Origin of the sequence: Kitasatospora sp. NPDC051984, from assembly GCF_044593455.1 — a bacterium.
Lineage (GTDB): Bacteria > Actinomycetota > Actinomycetes > Streptomycetales > Streptomycetaceae > Kitasatospora.
Genome location: NZ_JBIUCB010000034.1, coordinates 1 through 18,812, shown reverse-complemented (window position 1 = coordinate 18,812; position 18,812 = coordinate 1). Strand labels below are relative to the sequence as shown.

The following is an 18,812-nucleotide window of genomic DNA, read 5'->3' as shown; positions in this document are numbered from 1 at the left end:
GGACGAAACGCCCGTTCCTGCCCGCCGAAACGCCCGTTCCCGCCCGCCGAAAACCCGTGGGCCGGGCCGCTCCGCGTCTGTCACCATCCCGGCATGGATGTCCGCCTCGCCCCCTGGACCGACTCCCATTTCGCCCTGCTGGAGCGCATCAACACCCCGGAGATGCGCCGGCACGTGGGCGGCCCGGAGACCGGCGCACAGCTGCTGCACCGCCACCGCCGCTACCTCGAACTCCCCACCCTGGGCGGCGTCATGTTCGCGGTCCTGGCCGACGGCGAACCCGCCGGTTCGATCGCCTACCACCGGCGCGGCTGGCAGGGCGCGGAGATCTACGAGACCGGCTGGAACGTCCTGCCCGGGTTCCAGGGCCGCGGCATCGCCCTCGCCGCCGGCCGCCTGATGCTGGCCGCGCTGCGCGAGGTGACGGCGGCGGACCTCACCACCCCCGGCACCCTGCACGCCTTCCCCGCCACCGACAACGCCCCCTCGAACGCCCTGTGCGCCCGCCTCGGCTTCACCGACGCCGGCCCGTGCGCCTTCGAGTACCCCCAGCGCTCGGGGCGCTTCCTGCACAGCAACGACTGGCACCTGGCGCTGCGCTGAGACGCCGAACGGCCCCGGCGGAGTGCTCTCCACCGGGGCCGCCCAAGGCAGTTGGCGTCAGCCGACGAACACCGCGACCGGCTTGGCCTTGCCGGCGTGCTCCTCGACCAGCGCCAGGAAGCGGCCGTCCGGGTCGAAGACCGCGATCGGGCCGTCCACACCGAGACCGGGCGCGGGCAGCCGCATGCCGTTGGAGAGCAGCTTGGCCTGCTCGGCGTCGATGTCCCAGCGCGGGAACGCGGCGGCGGCCGCGTCGGCGATCGGCAGGACCTCGAGCTTCTCCTCCAACTGCTCCAGCGTGTGCGCGGATTCGACCGAGTACGGGCCGACCTTGGTGCGGCGCAGCATGGTCAGGTGCCCGCCGACGCCGAGCGCGGCGCCCAGGTCGCGGGCCAGCGCGCGGATGTAGGTGCCGGAGGAGCACTCGACCGCCACGTCGAGGTCGAGCACCGGCGTGCCGTCCTCGGCGACCGCGGGGCGCACCTCGTGCACCGTGAAGGAGTGCACGGTGGTCGGCCGGGCGGCGAGCTCGAAGTCCTCGCCCTCGCGGACCCGCGCGTACGAGCGCTTGCCGTCGATCTTGATGGCGCTGACCTTGGACGGCACCTGCATGATCTCGCCGGTGAGCTTGGCGATCTCGGCGTCGATCGCCTCCCGCGCCACCTGGTCCGCCGGGGCGGAGCCGGTGACCTCGCCCTCCCGGTCGTCGGTGACGGTGGTCTGCCCGAGCCGGATCGTGGCGTCGTAGGTCTTGGCGGTGAGCATCAGGTGCCCGAGCAGCCGGGTGGCCCGCTCGACGCCGATCACCAGGACGCCGGTGGCCATCGGGTCGAGGGTGCCGGCGTGCCCGACCTTGCGGGTGCCGGCCAGCCAGCGGAGCTTGGCGACCACGCCGTGCGAGGTGATGCCCTCCGGCTTGTCGACGATGACCAGCCCGTCGGGGCCCGTCCCTTTACGCTTCATCGCTTCATCATCGTTTCAAAATCTGGCGCGCATTCCTGCGCAACCGCCTTCGCGGCCGCCGTCGCGGCCGGTCGAAAGCCCGTCCACCGAACCGGACGAGCCTAGCGCCTGTCCGGCCGATCTTGCCGGGCGCTAGCGCCCGCTCTCTTCCGCCAACGCCACCCGGAACCGCTCCACGGTCTCCGGCACCCCCGCCCGGGCGGAGAACCCGGCCGCGAAGACGTGCCCGCCGCCGTCCAGCCGGGCGCACGCCGCGGCCACGTCGACCGCGCCCCGGGAGCGGCAGGAGCCGCGCAGCGTGCCGTCCGGGTCCTGCTTGAGCACCAGCGCGACGTCCGCCTCGGCGGGCTTGCGCAGTACGTCGATCAGGCCCTCGATCTCCTCCACGGTGACGCCGAACAGCGCCAGGTCCTGGTACGGCACCCAGGTCCACACCAGTCCGTGCCCGCCGGCCTGTTCGGGCTCGAACACGGCGCGCTCGAGCGCCCCGGCGAGCACCTTCAGGAAGCCGAAGGAGGTGGTGTCCCAGAGTTGACGGGAGATCAGGTCGTGCCGGATCCCGGTGGCGAGCATCCGCCCGGCCATCTCGTGGGTGGCGGGCGTGGTGGCCCGGTACTTGAACGAGCCGGTGTCGGTGGCGATGCCGGTGTACAGGCAGGTCGCGATCGGCTGGTCCAGCGGGACGCGCAGCCGGCGCAGCAGTTCGTCCGCCAGCACGGCGGTGGCGGGCGCGGACGGGTCGATCAGCTGGACGTCGCCGAAGCCCGGGTTGGAGGCGTGGTGGTCGAAGACCACCAGGTCGGCGGCGGCGAACGCCTTGTCGCGCAGCAGGCCGAGCCGGTCCTCGGAGGCGGCGTCGAAGGCCAGCACCAGCGCGGGCGCGTCGGGGATCGCGGCGGCCGGGACGATCAGTTCCTGCCCGGGCAGGAAGGACAGCGACTCGGGGATGATCTGCGGGTCGTCGCCGAACGACACCCGTACCCGCTTGCCGAGGCCGCGCAGGGCCAGTGCGGCGGCCAGCGCGGAGCCCAGCGCGTCGCCGTCGGGGCAGATGTGGCAGATCAGGTCGATCTCGTCGGCGTCCGCGATCAGTTCGAGGGCCCGCGCCCACTCGTGTGCGAACGGCCCGTCCGACGGCCCGGCACCGGGTTCGGGCGACGACCCGTTGCGAGGGCCCGGAAGCACCGCGAGGGCGGTCTCCACCTCAACGGTGGAGACCGCCCCCGCGGCGCCGGACTCGGCCGGGTTCCCGGCCGTGGTCACTCGTCCTCGTCGTCGTCGCGGGCCGCCTTGTACGGGTCGGCCTCGCCGGCGAAGGTGGCCCCGGCGGCGGCGCTGCGGACGGCGGCGTCGGAGAGCCGGGCCTTGTCCAGCAGGTCGTCGATGTTCCGGGCGTTGTCCGGCAGGGCGTCGGCGACGAAGGTCAGGGTCGGCGTGAACCGCACCCCGGTCTGCTTGCCGACCTCGGAGCGCAGGATGCCCTTGGCGCTCTCCAGCGCGGCCGCGCTGGACTCCCGCTCGGTCTCGTCACCGTAGACGGTGTAGAAGACGGTGGCCTCGCGGAGGTCTCCCGTCACCCGGGCGTCCGTGATGGTGACGTACCCGAGTCGCGGGTCCTTGATCCGGCGTTGCAGGGTCTCCGCCACGACCACCTGAATGCGGTCGGCGAGCTTGCGCGCCCTTGCGGTGTCGGTCACGTTGCCTTGCCTCCTCGTGCAATAGGCGCGGTACCCGGGTCATGACCTAGACCCGGTGGGGCCCTCTCCCCAACGTACCCGCCCGCGCCCAGCCTTGTGGGCGCTCCGGTTCCGATGCGGGTGTGACGGTGGTGACGCCCGCAGGTCATTCGTCGTCGTCGTGGTGGTGCCGCCTCCTCGCGGAGAGCAGCATCACCTCGGGGCGGCCGGCGACGAGCCGCTCACAGCTGTCCAGGATCTCGTTGACGTACCCGGCGTCGCCGGACACCACCGCAACGCCGATCTCGGCCCTGCGGTGCAGATCCTGGTTCCCGACCTCTGCGGCGCACACGCTGTACTTGCGCTGCAGTTCGGCCACGATGGGCCGCACGATCGACCGTTTCTCCTTCAGCGAGTGCACGTCGCCGAGGAGCAGGTCGAAGGTGAGAGTACCTACATACATGTAGTGACAGGCCTGGCCGGCCTGGGGGCCTCGAAGGATTCCCGACAGCCAGGACCCTAACAGCGCGGCCGGGGCCGGTCGACGGGATAACTGCACCCCGTCGACCGACCCCGGTCAGCAGCCGTTACGCGCGCGGCTTCTCGCGCATCTCGTAGGTCTCGATGACATCGTCGATCTTGATGTCGTTGAACGAGCCCAGCGTGACACCGGCCTCGAAGCCCTCGCGGACCTCGGTCGCGTCGTCCTTGAAGCGGCGCAGACCCTCGATGTTGAGGTTCTCCGCCACGACCTTGCCGTCGCGCAGCAGGCGAGCCTTGGTGTTGCGGCGGATGATGCCCTCGCGAACGATGACACCGGCGATGTTGCCGAACTTGGAGGAACGGAACACCTCGCGGATCTCCGCGGAGCCGAGGCGCACCTCCTCGTACTCGGGCTTGAGCAGGCCCTTGAGCGCGGCCTCGATCTCCTCGATCGCCTGGTAGATGACCGAGTAGTACCGGATGTCGACGCCTTCGCGCTCGGCCGCGGTACGGGCACGCCCCTCGGCGCGCACGTTGAAGCCGATGATGATGGCGTCCGAGCCCATCGCCAGGTCCACGTCGGACTCGGTGATGGCACCCACACCGCGGTGCAGGACCCGCAGCTCGACCTCTTCGCCCACGTCCAGCTTGACGAGGGCGTCTTCCAGGGCCTCGACCGAACCGGAGACGTCACCCTTGATGATGAGGTTGAGCTTCTCGATGTTGCCGGCGGCCAGCGCGGCCTCGAAGCCCTCCAGCGACACGCGGACGCGGCGCTGGGCCATCGAGGCGTTGCGGTCGCGGGCGGCGCGCTTCTCGGCGATCTGACGGGCGGTGCGGTCCTCGTCGACGACGATGAAGCTGTCGCCGGCGCGGGGCACCGAGGTCAGACCGAGCAGCAGCACCGGACGGGACGGGCCGGCCTCGGAGAGGCTGTTGCCGTTCTCGTCCAGCATCGCGCGGACGCGGCCGTAGGAGTCGCCGACGACGATCGAGTCGCCGACCCGCAGGGTGCCGCGCTGGACGAGCAGCGTCGCCATGGCGCCGCGGCCCTTGTCCAGGTGGGCTTCGATCGCGATGCCCTGGGCGTCCTGCTCGGGGTTGGCGCGCAGGTCGAGCGAGGCGTCCGCGGTCAGGACCACGGCCTCCAGCAGTTCCTCGATGTTGAGGCCCTGGCGGGCGGAGATGTCGACGAACATGGTGTCGCCGCCGTACTCCTCGGCCACCAGACCGAACTCGGTCAGCTGACCGCGGACCTTGGTCGGGTCGGCACCCTCGACGTCGATCTTGTTGACCGCGACCACGATCGGCACACCGGCGGCCTTGGCGTGGTTGAGCGCCTCGACCGTCTGCGGCATGACACCGTCGTTGGCCGCGACCACCAGGATCGCGATGTCGGTGGACTTGGCACCACGGGCACGCATGGCGGAGAACGCCTCGTGACCCGGGGTGTCGAGGAAGGTGATCGGGCGCTGCTCGCCGTTCACCTCGGTGACCACCTGGTACGCACCGATGTGCTGGGTGATGCCACCGGCCTCGCCCGCGACCACGTTGGTCTTGCGGATCGCGTCCAGCAGGCGGGTCTTACCGTGGTCGACGTGACCCATGACGGTCACGACCGGCGGACGCGGAGCCAGCTGCTCCTCGTCGCCCTCGTCGACACCGAAGTCGATGTCGAACGACTCCAGCAGCTCACGGTCCTCGTCGTCCCGGCTGACGATCTCCAGCACGAAGCCCATCTCGTCCGCCAGCAGCTGCAGCGTGGCGTCGGAGACCGACTGGGTGGCGGTGACCATCTCACCGAGGTTGAACATGACGGAGACGAGCGCGGCCGGGTTGGCGTTGATCTTCTCCGCGAAGTCCGTCAGCGACGCACCGCGCGACAGGCGAACGGTCGAACCGTTGCCACGCGGCAGCATCACACCGCCGACGGACGGGGCCTGCATGGCCTCGTATTCCTGACGCTTCGCGCGCTTCGACTTCCGGCCACGCGCCGGACGGCCACCGGGGCCGCGACCGAACGCACCCTGCGTGCCACCACGGGCACCCGGGCCACCGGGACGACCGCCGAAGCCACCGGGACGGGCACCGCCGCCACCGAAGCCGCCGCCGCCACCGGCACCGCCGGGACGGGGACCGCCGAAGCCGCCACCGGCCGGACGCGAGCCCGGACCGGCCGGACGGCCCTGGAAGCCCGGACGGGCGCCACCCGGGGCACCCGGACGCGCACCGGGACCACCCGGACGCGCACCGGCACCCGGACCCGGACGCGGGCCCGGACGCTGCGGCATCATGCCGGGGTTCGGACGGGGCATGCCGGACGGGCTCGGCGCACCGGGGCGCGGACCGGCCGGACGCGGCATGCCGTCGGGACGCGGAGCGCCGGCACCCGGAGCACCGGGACGCGGAGCGCCACCGGGACGGGGACCACGCTCGCCGGCCGGGGCACCGCCCGGACGCGGAGCACCCGCACCCGGACCGCCGGGACGGGGACCACGCTCGCCACCGGGACGGGGACCGCGCTCGCCGGCGGGGGCACCGCCCGGACGCGGAGCACCGGCACCCGGAGCACCCGGACGCTGGCCGCGCTCGCCGGCCGGACCGCCCGGACGGGGAGCGGACGGACGGGCCATGCCCGACGCGCCACCGGAGGTGAAGGGGTTGTTGCCCGGACGCGGGCCGGCCGGACGCGGGCCCGGACGGGCCGCGGGGTTGGCCGGGGCCGGCCGCGGGGCGGCCGGACGCGCCGGAGCCTCACCGGCCGGAGCCGGGGAGGAGAACTCGGCCGCCGGGGCGGGCGCGGCGGGCGCGGCCGGCGAAGCCGGACGGGCAGCCGGGCGCGGACCCGGGGTCGGCGCCCCGGCGGGCTTCGGCGCAGCCGAGCCCGCGGCGGGCGCGGGGGTAGGACGGGGGCCCGGCGTCACGGTCGGACGCGGGCCGGGGGTGGGGGCACCCGGCTTGGGTGCAGCCGCACCGGCACCGCCGGACGGCTGGGGCGCCGCGGGCTTCCGCGGGCCAGGCTTCGCGGAGGACGCGCCGCCGGACGGCGGGGTCGCTCCCAAAGCGTCAGTCAGCTTACGCACGACCGGCGCCTCGATCGTCGAGGACGCCGAACGCACGAACTCACCCAGCTCGGTCAGCTTGGCCATGACGGCCTTGCTCTCCAAACCAAGCTCCTTGGCGAGCTCGTATACCCGGACCTTAGCCACTTCGCTCCTGTCTATACGTCCGGGGTATTCGTCCGCCGGACTGTCGCTACTTCATGGGCGTACTCATCGCGTACTCATCGAGTGCTCATCGCAATCTCGACCTACTTCCATCTCGCGAGGTACCTGACTGGGCGCACGGCGATGTACCCACTGCCGTGCGCTGGTGCGTGTTGCCGGGCGCGAGGCCCGTCAGCGGGCCGACTGACCGTCGGCCGGACTTGCTCCTGCCCCGACGTACTCCCGCAGGGCGCCGGGTTCGAGCGTGCCCTGGACCCTGAGGGCCCTCGGGAACGCCCGGCGGCGGACCGCGAGGTCGAGGCAGTTCGGTTCGGGGTGCAGATACGCGCCCCGGCCCGGCAGTGTGCCGCGGGGGTCGGGGACGCATTCGCCCTCGCCCGCCACGACACGCAGCAGCTCGTGCTTGGCCGCCCGCTTGCGGCAGCCCACGCAGGTGCGTTCAGGGCATGCGCGGACATGCGTCCGGCCAGACACGTTCAAGTCTACCCCTCCGAAGGGACTCGCCGCCGCCGAGTAGATCTCCGGAGGCTTCGAACAACGTTGTTACCGGTCCGAAGATTCCCCGGCGGGGACCTCGGTGTCCGGACGGATGTCGATCCGCCAGCCGGTGAGGCGGGCGGCCAGGCGGGCGTTCTGCCCCTCCTTGCCGATCGCCAGCGACAGCTGGTAGTCGGGCACGATCACCCGGGCGGAACGCTGGGCCAGGTCGACGATCTCCACCTTGGTCACCCGGGCGGGCGACAGGGCGGCGGCGACCATCTCGGCCGGGTCCTCCGACCAGTCGACGATGTCGATCTTCTCGCCGTGCAGCTCGGCCATCACGCCGCGCACCCGCATGCCGTTCGGGCCGATGCAGGCACCCTTGGCGTTCAGGCCCTGACGGCGCGACCACACCGCGATCTTGGTGCGGTGACCGGCCTCGCGGGCGATCGCCGCGATCTCCACCGAGCCGTCCGCGATCTCCGGGACCTCCAGCGCGAACAGCCGCTTCACCAGGTTCGGGTGGGTCCGCGACAGCGTGACCGACGGGCCGCGCACACCGCGCCGCACGCCCACCACGTAGCACTTCAGCCGGGTGCCGTGCCGGTAGTCCTCGCCCGGGACCTGCTCCTGCGGCGGCAGGATGGCCTCGAGCTTGCCGATGTCGACCAGGATGTTCTTCGGGTCGTTGCCCTGCTGGACGACACCGGTGACGATGTCGCCCTCCTTGCCGGCGTACTCACCGAAGGTCTTGTCGTCCGCGGCGTCCCGCAGCCGCTGCAGGATGACCTGCTTGGCGGTGGACGCGGCGATCCGGCCGAACCCGCTCGGGGTGTCGTCGAACTCCTTGGGCTCCACGCCCTCGTCCAGCTCGGCGGCGTCCTCCAGGGCCCACACCGTCACGTGGCCGGTCTTGCGGTTCAGCTCCACCCGCGCCCGGCGGCGGGAGCCCTCGGTGCGGTGGTACGCAATGAGGAGGGCCGACTCGATCGACTCGACCAGCAGGTCGAACGGCACGCCCTTCTCGGTGACCAGCCCGCGCAGGGCACTCATGTCGATGTCCACGATTACGCCTCCTCTTCCTCTTCGTCCGTGTCCGCGATGTCAGCGGCGGCGTCGAGCAGTTCCTCGTCCTTGCGGTTGAACTCGACCTGCACCCGGGCCCGCGCGATCTCCGCGAACTCCAGTCGGCGCTCCTTGGGGCGGCCGCGCCCCTTCACCGGCTGCACCTCGACCAGTGCGCCGTCCTCGTCGCTCTCCAGCACCCGCGCGGTCAGCTCCGCGCCGTCCACCAGCTTGATCGCCGCCAGCCGGCCGGTCGCCCGGCGCCAGTGCCGCGGCTCGTTCAGCGGGCGCTCCGCGCCCGGCGAGCCGACCTCCAGCAGGTACGGGGCGTCACCCATCAGGTCCGACTCGTCCAGCGCCTGGCCGACCAGGCGGGAGAACTCGGCGATCGCGTCCAGGTCGACGCCGCCGTCGGCGTCCACGTCGATCTGCACCTGGCGGCGGCTGCCGGCCTGGGTCACCTTGACCTCTTCGAGGTCCAGCCCGGACTCGGCGGCCAGCGGCTCCAGCAATGTGCGCAGCCGGTCAGTGGGGGTGGTGCTCATCCGGGTGACTCCTCGGCCGCGTCTGCTGTTGTCGGAGGTGCTAACTCACCGCGAAGCCTATCCGGTCAACCCCCGAACCGCCGATTCCGACCCGGGCCGTGGCCGCCCCCCTGCGAGCAACGTCACAGCCACCCCTTACGGTCGAAGCCCTCGCCGGAAGTGCCAGGCTCGGGGATGATCCCTCCCGACGGGTCGTCAAGGCCCCACGACCCACGCTGGAGTGCCGATGCCCGCGCCCACACGGCGGTCCTTCCTCGCGCTCGGGGCGCTCGGCGGGCTCCACCTCCTCTGCGGCTGCACCGATGAGCACGACCACACCCCGGGCAAGGCCGCCGAGGACGCCGACCGGCCGGTGCGGCTGCGCCAGGTCGCCGCCACCGACGCCCTGCTCGCCGACTACACCGCTGTGCTCGCGGCGAGCCCCGCCGACGCCGACCGGCTCGGCGACCTGCGCGACGACGTGCTCCAGCACCGAGAAGCCCTCGCCCGGTCACTGCCCGCCTCCTCCCCCACCGCGGGTGCCGGCACGGCCCGCAGCGTCGCCGACCTGGCCGCGGCCGAACGCCGCACCGCGGGCCTGCGGCTGGCCGACCTGACCGCCGCCTCCCCCGCGCTGGCCAAGGCCCTCGCCTCGGTGGCCGCCTCCGGCGCCGCGCACGCCGCCGCCCTCGGCGACACCAGCCCGCTCACCGACGACGGCGCGTCCCCGTCCCCGTCGCCCGCACCGGTCCCCCTCCCCACGGCGGACGCGGACGCCCTCCAGTCCGCGCTCGCCGCCGAACACGCCGCCGTGTACGGGTACGGCGTGGTGGGCGCCTTCCTGCCGGTCGGCCCGCAGCGCGAGGACGGCCGCGCCGCCTACGCCGCCCACCAGGCCCGCCGGGACGCCTGGCAGCGGCTGCTCGGCACCGGCGGCGTCTCGCCCACCGCCGCCGCACCCGGCTACCGGCTCCCGTTCCAGGTCAAGGACGCGGCCACCGCCGCCCAACTCGCGGCCCACCTGGAGACCCAGCTCACCGCCGCCTACGCCGACCTGTGCGCCACCACCGCCCTCCGCCCCCAGGCCGCCGCCGCCCTGCGCGAGTCCGCCCTGCGAGCCGCCCACTGGGGCGCCGACCTCCCCGCCCTCCCGGGCCTCGCCCCCACCGACCCCGCTCCCGCCGCGAGTTAGCAGCCCCCGGCTGCTGCGCGATGATGGACGGTATGTCCGCACAACCTGCGCAGTTCACCGTCCCCGAGCGTCTGGCCGAGTCGGTCCGGGCCGGGGGTGATCCGGGCGAGGCGCGGTGGCTGGCCGCACTGCCGTCCCGGTTCGCGGGGCGGCTGGCCGACTGGGGGCTGGTGCTGGAACGCATGGCCGAGCCCGGCGGGCGGAGCAGCGTGGTCGGGTACGCGTACCGCGCCGAGGACCGGACGCCGGTGGCGGTGAAGGCACTGCGGCCGGGCGCCGACGCGGCGGCCGAGGCGGCGGCGCTGCGGGTCTGGGCCGGGCGCGGGGCGGTACTGCTGCTGGCCGAGGCGGAGCGGACGCTGCTGCTGGAGCGGCTGCACGGCGAGATCCCGCTGCGCTCGCTCGCGGAGACGAAGGCCACCCTGGAGGCCACCAGCCTGCTGCGCCGCCTGTGGGTGGAGCCGCCCGCCGGGCACTCCTTCACCACCCTCGCCTCGCACGCCGGCCTTGTGGAGCGACGGATCGCCGAGCGGCGGACCCTGCCGGGTGCGGCGGACGCGGCTCCGCTGGTGGACGAGGCGCTGGAGGCGGTGGCGCTGGCCGCGGACGGCGGCGGGTGGCTGCTGCACGGGGACTTCCACCACGGGCGGGTGCTGGCCGCCGACCGGTCGCCGTGGCTGGCCGTCGGACCACGGCCGCTGGTGGGCGACCGGGCGTACGACCTGGCCCGGCTGGTGCTGGACCGGCTGGAGACCCTGGCGGCCGCGCCGGGCCCGCGCGGTGCGGCCCGGCGGCGCCTGGCACAGCTGTCGGAGGCGGTGGAGCTGCCCGCCGACCGGGTGCGGGCCTGGGCGCTGCTGCGGGCCGTGGACACCGCGCTGGCGGCGCTGGCCCGGGGCGACGTGGCAGGTGCGGAGCTCCATCTGGAGTTCGCGGCCTGGCTGTGAGGACGGGGCGGTCCGCCGCCCGCGACGGCAGGTAGTAACGTCCCGCTTCATGGAGCAGCTCACCGGGGTGACGATCGAGGCCATCGACCTGGCGGCGTGGGCGCCTGCCGTGCTGGAGGTCCAGGCGGTCGCGTTCGGGCTGGGGCCGCAGGAGGTGGCGGTGCGGCTGCCGATCGTCGGCCGGCACGCACTGCAGCCGGGGGTGATCGCGCTGGGGGCGATGGCGCAGGGCCGGCTGGTCGGTTTCGGCTACGGGATGCCCAACCAGCGCACCCACTGGTGGTCGACGGTGATCGAGCCGTACTTGGCGGCGCGCGGCCTCGCGGACTGGCTGGACGGGGTGTTCGCGGTGACCGAGCTGCATGTGCTGCCGGAGTGCCAGGGCCTGGGCGTGGGCACCCGGCTGATCCGCACGCTGTGCGAGCGCTCCGGCCTGGACCGTTCGATCCTGTCGGCGATCGACGCGGAGACTCCGGCGCGCCGGCTCTACCGTTCGCTCGGCTACCGGGACTTGGCGCCGGCGGTGCGCTTCCCGAACACGGCCAGGCCGTACGCGGTGATGGGCGCGCACCTGCCGCTGCGCGACCCCTCGCGCCCGTGACGCACCGTCAGAACAGCACGCTCATGAACGCGCCGACCTCGCGGAACCCGACCCGGCGGTAGGCGGCGCGGGCGCGCAGGTTGAAGTCGTTGACGTACAGCGACACCACGGGGGCGACCTCGGCGAGGGCGGTGTTGACGACCGCGGCCATGCCGGTCTCGGACAGCCCCTTGCCGCGGTGCTCGGGGGCCACCCAGACGCCCTGGATCTGGCAGGCACCGGCCGTGACGGCGCCGATCTCGGCCTTGAAGACGACCTGGCCGTCCTCGCCGAAGCGGGCGAACGACCGTCCGGAGGAGACCAGTTCGGCGACCCGGGCCTGGTAGAGCAGGCCGCCGTCGCCGGCCAGCGGGGAGATCCCCACCTCCTCGGTGAACATCGCGACGCAGGCGGGGATCAGTGCCTCGATCTCGCCGCGGTGCACCCGGCGCACCAGCGGGTCGGGTTCGACCTCGGTGACGGGCGTGGAGGTGGCCATCAGCGGCTGGTGGCCGCGCACGTCGCGGGCCGGGCCCCAGGAGCGTTCCAGCAGGGCCCACAGGGCGGCGACGGCGTCCCCCGGGCCGACGATCGAGGAGCAGCGGCGGCCCTGCCGGCGGGCCCGCTCGGCGAACGCGCGGACGGCCTCCGGGCCTGCGTTGACCGGGACCAGGTTGGCGCCGGCGTAGCAGAGCGCGTCGAGCCGTCCGTCGGCGTCGTGCCAGCCCCACATCTCGCCGCCGAGCCGCCACGGGTCGAGGCCGACGGCCTCCACCCGGGTGGCGACGAAGGCGTTGGCGACCGGGTCGCGGTGCAGGATCTCCAGCGCCGCGTCGAGGTCGGGCGTCTCCAGTACGCGGGTTGCGGCCAGCGCCCGGGCGACCTGGAACGGGCCGGGCAGCATCACACCTCGGTCGAGCACGGGAGGCACCTCTCGCAGCGGGCGGGACCGCCAAGTCGGCGGCCCCGCCGGGGACTTCAGGCCGTCACTCGCCGGCCACGACGACGGGAGCGCCGGATTCGACACCCTCCGCCTGCATCTGCTCGGCCAGCTTCATGGCCTCTTCGATCAGGGTCTCGACGATCTTCGACTCGGGCACGGTCTTGATCACCTCGCCCTTGACGAAGATCTGGCCCTTGCCGTTGCCGGAGGCGACGCCCAGGTCGGCCTCACGGGCCTCGCCGGGGCCGTTGACGACGCAGCCCATGACGGCCACCCGCAGCGGCACCTCCATGCCCTCCAGGCCGGCGGTGACCTCCTCGGCGAGCTTGTAGACGTCCACCTGGGCGCGGCCGCAGGACGGGCAGGAGACGATCTCCAGGCCGCGCTCGCGCAGGCCCAGCGACTCCAGGATCTGGTTGCCGACCTTGATCTCCTCGGCCGGCGGGGCGGACAGCGAGACCCGGATGGTGTCGCCGATGCCCTCGGCGAGCAGCGCGCCGAACGCCACCGCGGACTTGATGGTGCCCTGGAAGGCCGGGCCGGCCTCGGTGACGCCCAGGTGCAGCGGGTAGTCGCAGGCCGCGGCGAGCTGCCGGTAGGCGTTGATCATCACGACCGGGTCGTTGTGCTTGACCGAGATCTTGATGTCGCGGAAGTCGTGCTCCTCGAACAGCGAGCACTCCCACAGCGCGGACTCCACCAGCGCCTCGGGAGTCGCCCGGCCGTACTTCTCCAGCAGGCGCTTGTCCAGCGAACCGGCGTTGACGCCGATCCGGATCGGCACGCCGGCGTCCTTGGCGGCCTTGGCGATCTCGCCGACCTTGTCGTCGAACGCCTTGATGTTGCCCGGGTTGACGCGCACCGCGGCGCAGCCGGCGTCGATCGCGGCGAACACGTACTTGGGCTGGAAGTGGATGTCGGCGATCACCGGGATCTGCGACTTCTTGGCGATGATCGGCAGCGCGTCGGCGTCGTCCTGCGAGGGGACCGCGACCCGGACGATCTGGCAGCCCGAGGCGGTCAGCTGGGCGATCTGCTGGAGCGTCGCGTTGACGTCGGAGGTCAGCGTGGTGGTCATCGACTGCACCGAGACCGGCGCGTCGCCGCCCACCGGAACGTTGCCGACCATGATCTGCCGCGAGTACCGGCGCTTGGCCAGCGGCTTGAGCGGCAGGGAGGGGATACCGAGCGAGATCGCGGTCATGTGCGCAGTGTTTCCTCTGCAGAAATTCGATGAGCCGACGCGCACTGCAACCGGCGCGCCCGGCGTCCAACGGTACGGCACGGCCGGGTGGCGAAGCACACTCGGCCGTGGTGGCGCGTGCTAGTTCAGGCGCACCGGGTTGATGATGTCGGCGGCCATCACCAGGGCCGTGAAGCAGATGAACACCCCGGCGACCACGTAGGCCAGCGGCATCAGCCGGGCCACGTCGAACGGTCCGGGGTCGGGGCGGCGCAGCACCCGGGCGAGGCCGCGGCGCAGCGACTCCCACAGGGCGCCGGCGATGTGGCCGCCGTCCAGCGGGAGCAGCGGCAGCATGTTGAACAGGAACAGCATCAGGTTGATGCCGGCCAGCAGCTGGACGAAGAACGCCAGCTGCTGGGTGGCGGGCAGGTCCATCGCGAACACGTCGCCACCGAGCCGGGCGGCGCCGACCATGCCGATCGGCGAGTCGGTGTCGCGCGGGGTGCCGTCGACCACGGCGTGCCACAGGCCGGGGATCTTGCCGGGCAGCTGGGCCAGCGACTCGACACTGTGCCGGGCCATCGAGTCCATCTGGTCGACGCTCTCGCCGAGCGACATGTGGTGCACGCCGACGGCGGGGGTGATGCCGAGGAAGCCGGCGGTGACGGTCTGCCCCTTGATCGGGTTGTTGTCCTTGTCCAGCGCCTGCAGCGTGTTGGTGGTGATGTCGGCGTTCAGCGTGCCGGGGCTGCCGTCCCGGTGCCGGACCTCGATGGCGACCTGCTTGCCCGCCGAGTCCCGGATCAGGCCGGACAGCTGCGGGTAGTCGTGGATCGGCACCCCGCCGAAGGTCAGCACGGTGTCACCGGCCCGCAGACCCGCCTGGTTGGCCGGGGACTTCGGGTCCTCCGGCTTGCAGGTGTCGGTCTTCGCGCTCACCGGCACCACGCACTCGCTGACCGACTTCACGGTCGGCACCGACTGCTGGACGCCGATCCCCATGAAGAGCGTCAGGAACAGGCCGATCGACAGGATCAGGTTCATGCCCGGGCCGGCGAACATCACGATGACGCGCTTCCACGGCTTGCGGGTGTAGAACAGCCGGGTCTCGTCGCCGTCCTGGATCTCCTCGTACGAGGCGGACCGGGCGTCCTCGATCATCGACCGCCAGGGCGAGCTGGAACGCTTCGTTATCCGGCCGTCCGCGCCGGGCGGGAACATGCCGATCATCCGGATGTAGCCGCCGAACGGGATCGCCTTCAGGCCGTACTCGGTCTCGCCCCGCTTGGTCGACCAGATGGTCTTGCCGAAGCCGACCATGTACTGCGGCACCCGGATGCCGAACAGCTTCGCGGTGGAGAGGTGGCCGAGCTCGTGCCAGGCGATCGAGAACAACAACCCGACCACGAAGATCAGGACGCCCAGCACCCACATCAGCTTGTCCACCGCGTCGCCTCCGTCGTCCTACCGCTTAGCCGGCCGCCAGTTCGCGGGCCCGGGCACGGGCCCAGCTCTCCGCGTGGAGTACGTCCTCCACCGTGAGCGAAGTTCCCGACTGGGGGGTGCCGTGTTCGGCGACCACCTTCGCCACAGTGTCCACGATTCCGGTGAAGGGCAGCGCGCCCTTCAGGAAAGCATCCACACATTCCTCATTGGCGGCGTTGAAGACCGCCGGGGCGGTCCCGCCGAGCGTACCCACCTCGCGGGCCAGCTCGACGGCCGGGAAGGCCTGGTTGTCCAGCGGGAAGAACTCCCAGGTCGCGGCCTTGGTCCAGTCGCAGCCGGGGGCGGCGTCCGGCACCCGCTCGGGCCAGCCGAGGCCCAGCGCGATCGGCATCCGCATGTCCGGCGGGCTGGCCTGGGCCAGCGTCGAGCCGTCGGTGAATTCCACCATCGAATGAACGACCGACTGCGGGTGGACCACCACCTCGATCCGGTCGAACGGAATGTCGTACAGCAGGTGCGCCTCGATCACCTCGAGGCCCTTGTTCACCAGGGTCGCCGAGTTGATCGTCACCACCGGGCCCATCGCCCAGGTCGGGTGCGCCAGCGCGTCGGACGGCGTCACGCCGGCCAGCTGCTCACGGGTGCGGTTGCGGAACGGGCCGCCGCTGGCCGTCACCACCAGCTTGCGGACCTCCGCGCGGGTGCCGCCGGCCAGCGCCTGGAACAGCGCGGCGTGCTCGGAGTCCACCGGCACGATCTGGCCGGGCTGCGCCACCGCCTTCACCAGCGGGCCGCCGACGATCAGCGACTCCTTGTTCGCCAGCACCAGCACCCGGCCGGCCCGCAGCGCGGCCAGCGTCGGCGCCAGGCCGATCGAGCCGGTGATGCCGTTCAGCACCGAGTGGCACTCCATCGCGGCCAGCTCGGTCGCCGCGTCCGGGCCCGCCAGCACCCGCGGCAGCGGGGCGCCCTGCGCCTTGGCCGCCAGGGCCTCGCGCAGCGGCCGCTCGGCGGCCGGGTCGGCCACCGCGACGGTGTGCACGCCCAGCGCGACGGCCTGCTCGGCGAGCAGCTCCACCCGGCCGCCGGCCGCGGACAGCGCGACCACCTTGAACCGGCCGGGGTTGCGGAGCACCACGTCGATGGCCTGCGTGCCGATCGAGCCGGTCGAGCCGAGAATGACCAACTCCCGCGGCCCGTCCGGGTCGGCGACGGTCGGGGTGAAGCGCAGCTGCGGATGGGCGAGCGAATTCATGCCCCCCATTGTGGCCTGTGCTACGCGGTGGTCACCGCCATGCCCAGAACTTCCCGACCGCCTCGCCGTCCGCCGTGTTCTCCCACTCGAACACGCCTACGGCGCCGCGCAGCGCGGCGGCGAACTCCGGCGAATCGGTCTCGTAGACGATCGAGCCGCGGAAGCTGTTGCCGCCGCTCTCGGTGAACGTGCCCACGCCCTGGCCGTGCCAGCTCGCGTGCGCGCCGCCCGGGCCCATCAGCACGCCCTGGCCGCCGCCCACCAGGGTGCCGTCGGCGCGCATCCGCGCCGTGTAGGTGCCCATGTCCTGGACCGGGACGCCCAGCAGGGTGCCGCTCGCCACGAACGAGGACTCCACCGTCGGCGGCAGCCCGTGCTCCCCCGGCAGCACCCGTCGAACGGTGATCCGGCCCTGTTCCTCACCAATGAGGTCGCCCAGCATGGCGGGACCTCCTTCCTTCCTGCCTCCCTCTCGGACTACGCCCGGCCCGTGGGGGTGTCAAGGCAGGCCGACGCCCCGCCGCCGCAGCTGCGGTGACGGGGCGCCAGGTCGGGTCGGGCTCGATCAGAGGTCGAGGCCGGTCAGCACCATGACCTTCTCGAAGGTGTAGTCGTCCATCGCGTAGCGGACGCCCTCGCGGCCCACGCCGGAGTCCTTCACGCCGCCGTACGGCATCTGGTCGGCACGGTAGGACGGCGCGTCGCCGATGACCACGCCGCCGACCTCCAGCTCGCGGTGGGCGCGGAAGGCGGTCTGCACGTCGTGCGTGAAGATGCCGGCCTGCAGGCCGTAGTTGGAGTCGTTGACCATCGCGAAGGCCTCCTCGGTGGAGGAAGCCTTCTGCACCGACAGCACCGGGCCGAACACCTCGGCCTTCGCCAGGATGGCGTCCGCCGGCATCTCGGCGAGCACGGTCGGCTCGACGGCCGCGCCGTCCCGCTTGCCGCCGGTGAGCAGCTTGGCGCCCTTGGTGACGGCGTCCCCGACCCAGGACTCGACGCGCTTGGCGGCGTTCTCGTCGACCAGCGGGCCGACGTCGGTGGCATCGTCGTGCGGGTCACCGGTGACCTGGGCCTGCACCTTGGCGACGATCTTCTCGACCAGGCGGTCGTAGACGGTCGCGTCGGCGATAACCCGCTGCACCGAGATGCAGGACTGGCCGCCCTGGTAGTTCGCGAACAGCGCGATCCGGCTCGCGGCCCAGTCCAGGTCCGCCTCGGAGTTCCAGTCCGCCAGCACCACGGCCGCGGCGTTGCCGCCGAGCTCGAGGGTGACGTGCTTGCGCGGCACCGAGTCCATGATCTGGTAGCCGACCTTTTCCGAACCGGTGAACGAGATCACCGGCAGGCGCTTGTCCTGCACCAGCTCGGGCATCTTGGCGTTCTCGACCGGCAGGATGCTCCAGGAGCCCACCGGCAGGTCCGTCTCGGCCAGGATCTCGCCCAGCACCATGGCGGACAGCGGGGTCGCCGGGGCCGGCTTCAGGATGATCGGCGCGCCGACCGCGATCGCCGGGGCCAGCTTGTGGGCCACCAGGTTCAGCGGGAAGTTGAACGGCGCGATGCCCAGCACCACACCGCGCGGGAAGCGGCGCACCAGCGCGTAGCGGCCGGTGCCGCCCGGGTCGGTGTCCAAACGCATGGTCTCGCCGTTGGTGCGACGGGCCTCCTCGGCGGCCCAGCGGAACACCGACACGGCACGGCCCATCTCGCCGCGCGCCCACTTGATCGGCTTGCCGTTCTCGGCGGTGATCAGCTGGGCGATCTCCTCGGTGCGCTCCGTCAGCCGCTTGGCGACGTGGTCCAGCGCGGCCGCGCGGACGTGCGCGGGGGTCGCGGCGAACACCGGAACGGCGGCGGCGGCGGCCGCGACGGCCTCCTCCACCTGCGCGTCGGTCGGCACACTGACCTTCGCCACCAGGCTGTTGTCGTGCGGGTGACGGACCTCCAAGTCCGTCTCGCCGCTCGCGCGCTGCCCGGCCAACCAGAACTCGTACGTGGTGGTCACGGTCGCACCGGCCCCTTCCCTCGAATACTTCGCTTTCCCATTCACGGTAGGCGGGGGGAGACGGCTTTCCGATTGGACGGACGGGAGGAAAGCACCCGTTCGATTTCGACGGACAGGACAGGCCCGTCCGGGGCGGGACTCAGCCCGAATCCACCGGTTGACCGTCGGTGCTGGAGCGGAGCGGAACGAAGAGATGCCCTGCGACCTGCGATGATGTGAGTTCTCTACGCTCCA

The 18,812-nt window shown here is 72.6% G+C and carries 18 protein-coding genes; 4 read left to right on the top strand and 14 right to left on the bottom strand.

All coding sequences use genetic code 11. The features are described from left to right. Positions 1–93: 93 nt before the first annotated feature. Positions 94–603, top strand: coding sequence for a GNAT family N-acetyltransferase (locus ACIHEI_RS34535; RefSeq protein WP_387649690.1), 510 nt, complete (start codon positions 94–96; stop codon positions 601–603). A gap of 57 nt (positions 604–660) precedes the next feature. On the opposite strand, the gene truB is transcribed toward ACIHEI_RS34535, so the two are convergent. The 8 genes from truB to rimP all read right to left on the bottom strand — a co-directional run bounded on the left by truB (position 661) and on the right by rimP (position 9,042). Beyond that, entirely contained in the window at positions 661–1,566 is a 906-nt protein-coding gene (truB, locus tag ACIHEI_RS34530; protein ID WP_396609524.1) for a tRNA pseudouridine(55) synthase TruB, read from the bottom strand. 132 nt (positions 1,567–1,698) lie between these two features. Further along, a complete protein-coding gene (locus ACIHEI_RS34525; protein ID WP_396609523.1) occupies positions 1,699–2,829 on the bottom strand; it encodes a bifunctional oligoribonuclease/PAP phosphatase NrnA in 1,131 nt (376 codons plus the stop codon). Beyond that, positions 2,826–3,263 carry a 30S ribosome-binding factor RbfA gene (gene rbfA / locus ACIHEI_RS34520; protein ID WP_387649698.1) on the bottom strand — a complete coding sequence of 146 codons (438 nt, stop codon included), beginning with the start codon at positions 3,261–3,263 and terminating at the stop codon, positions 2,826–2,828. Before rbfA ends, ACIHEI_RS34525 begins: the two co-directional genes overlap by 4 nt. Before the next feature lie 145 nt (positions 3,264–3,408). Next, positions 3,409–3,705 carry a DUF503 domain-containing protein gene (locus tag ACIHEI_RS34515; RefSeq protein ID WP_073818821.1) on the bottom strand — a complete coding sequence of 99 codons (297 nt, stop codon included), beginning with the start codon at positions 3,703–3,705 and terminating at the stop codon, positions 3,409–3,411. Positions 3,706–3,829: 124 nt separating this feature from the next. After that, on the bottom strand, positions 3,830–6,934 hold the full coding sequence (gene infB, locus ACIHEI_RS34510; RefSeq protein ID WP_396609522.1) for a translation initiation factor IF-2: 3,105 nt from the start codon (positions 6,932–6,934) through the stop codon (positions 3,830–3,832). A gap of 189 nt (positions 6,935–7,123) precedes the next feature. Beyond that, positions 7,124–7,426, bottom strand: coding sequence for a YlxR family protein (locus ACIHEI_RS34505; RefSeq protein WP_387649775.1), 303 nt, complete (start codon positions 7,424–7,426; stop codon positions 7,124–7,126). A gap of 69 nt (positions 7,427–7,495) precedes the next feature. Next, positions 7,496–8,497, bottom strand: a complete 1,002-nt coding sequence (gene nusA, locus ACIHEI_RS34500; RefSeq protein WP_387649705.1) for a transcription termination factor NusA — start codon at positions 8,495–8,497, stop codon at positions 7,496–7,498. Between the two features lie 2 nt (positions 8,498–8,499). After that, positions 8,500–9,042, bottom strand: coding sequence for a ribosome maturation factor RimP (gene rimP / locus ACIHEI_RS34495; RefSeq protein ID WP_387649708.1), 543 nt, complete (start codon positions 9,040–9,042; stop codon positions 8,500–8,502). A gap of 226 nt (positions 9,043–9,268) precedes the next feature. Between rimP and ACIHEI_RS34490 the strand changes: the two genes are divergently transcribed. Genes ACIHEI_RS34490 through ACIHEI_RS34480 form a run of 3 tightly spaced genes read left to right on the top strand, consistent with a single transcriptional unit; the run spans position 9,269 to position 11,761 of the window. After that, on the top strand, positions 9,269–10,213 hold the full coding sequence (locus ACIHEI_RS34490) for a ferritin-like domain-containing protein (RefSeq protein ID WP_396609521.1): 945 nt from the start codon (positions 9,269–9,271) through the stop codon (positions 10,211–10,213). 32 nt (positions 10,214–10,245) lie between these two features. Next, positions 10,246–11,160, top strand: coding sequence for an aminoglycoside phosphotransferase family protein (locus ACIHEI_RS34485; RefSeq protein ID WP_396609520.1), 915 nt, complete (start codon positions 10,246–10,248; stop codon positions 11,158–11,160). 49 nt (positions 11,161–11,209) lie between these two features. Continuing rightward, positions 11,210–11,761, top strand: a complete 552-nt coding sequence (locus tag ACIHEI_RS34480) for a GNAT family N-acetyltransferase (protein ID WP_387649715.1) — start codon at positions 11,210–11,212, stop codon at positions 11,759–11,761. Between the two features lie 7 nt (positions 11,762–11,768). On the opposite strand, the gene ACIHEI_RS34475 is transcribed toward ACIHEI_RS34480, so the two are convergent. The 6 genes from ACIHEI_RS34475 to ACIHEI_RS34450 form a co-directional block, all read right to left on the bottom strand. After that, positions 11,769–12,644, bottom strand: coding sequence for a GNAT family N-acetyltransferase (locus ACIHEI_RS34475; RefSeq protein WP_387649778.1), 876 nt, complete (start codon positions 12,642–12,644; stop codon positions 11,769–11,771). A gap of 82 nt (positions 12,645–12,726) precedes the next feature. Further along, entirely contained in the window at positions 12,727–13,887 is a 1,161-nt protein-coding gene (gene ispG, locus ACIHEI_RS34470; protein WP_387868431.1) for a flavodoxin-dependent (E)-4-hydroxy-3-methylbut-2-enyl-diphosphate synthase, read from the bottom strand. A 120-nt stretch (positions 13,888–14,007) separates the two neighbouring features. Beyond that, positions 14,008–15,315, bottom strand: coding sequence for a M50 family metallopeptidase (locus tag ACIHEI_RS34465; RefSeq protein ID WP_396609519.1), 1,308 nt, complete (start codon positions 15,313–15,315; stop codon positions 14,008–14,010). A gap of 25 nt (positions 15,316–15,340) precedes the next feature. Continuing rightward, positions 15,341–16,570, bottom strand: a complete 1,230-nt coding sequence (dxr, locus tag ACIHEI_RS34460) for a 1-deoxy-D-xylulose-5-phosphate reductoisomerase (RefSeq protein WP_396609518.1) — start codon at positions 16,568–16,570, stop codon at positions 15,341–15,343. A 31-nt stretch (positions 16,571–16,601) separates the two neighbouring features. Continuing rightward, positions 16,602–17,012 carry a hypothetical protein gene (locus tag ACIHEI_RS34455; protein ID WP_387649726.1) on the bottom strand — a complete coding sequence of 137 codons (411 nt, stop codon included), beginning with the start codon at positions 17,010–17,012 and terminating at the stop codon, positions 16,602–16,604. Positions 17,013–17,135: 123 nt separating this feature from the next. After that, complete coding sequence (locus ACIHEI_RS34450) at positions 17,136–18,578, bottom strand: aldehyde dehydrogenase family protein (protein ID WP_396609517.1); 1,443 nt, start codon at positions 18,576–18,578, stop codon at positions 17,136–17,138. Positions 18,579–18,812: the final 234 nt, after the last annotated feature.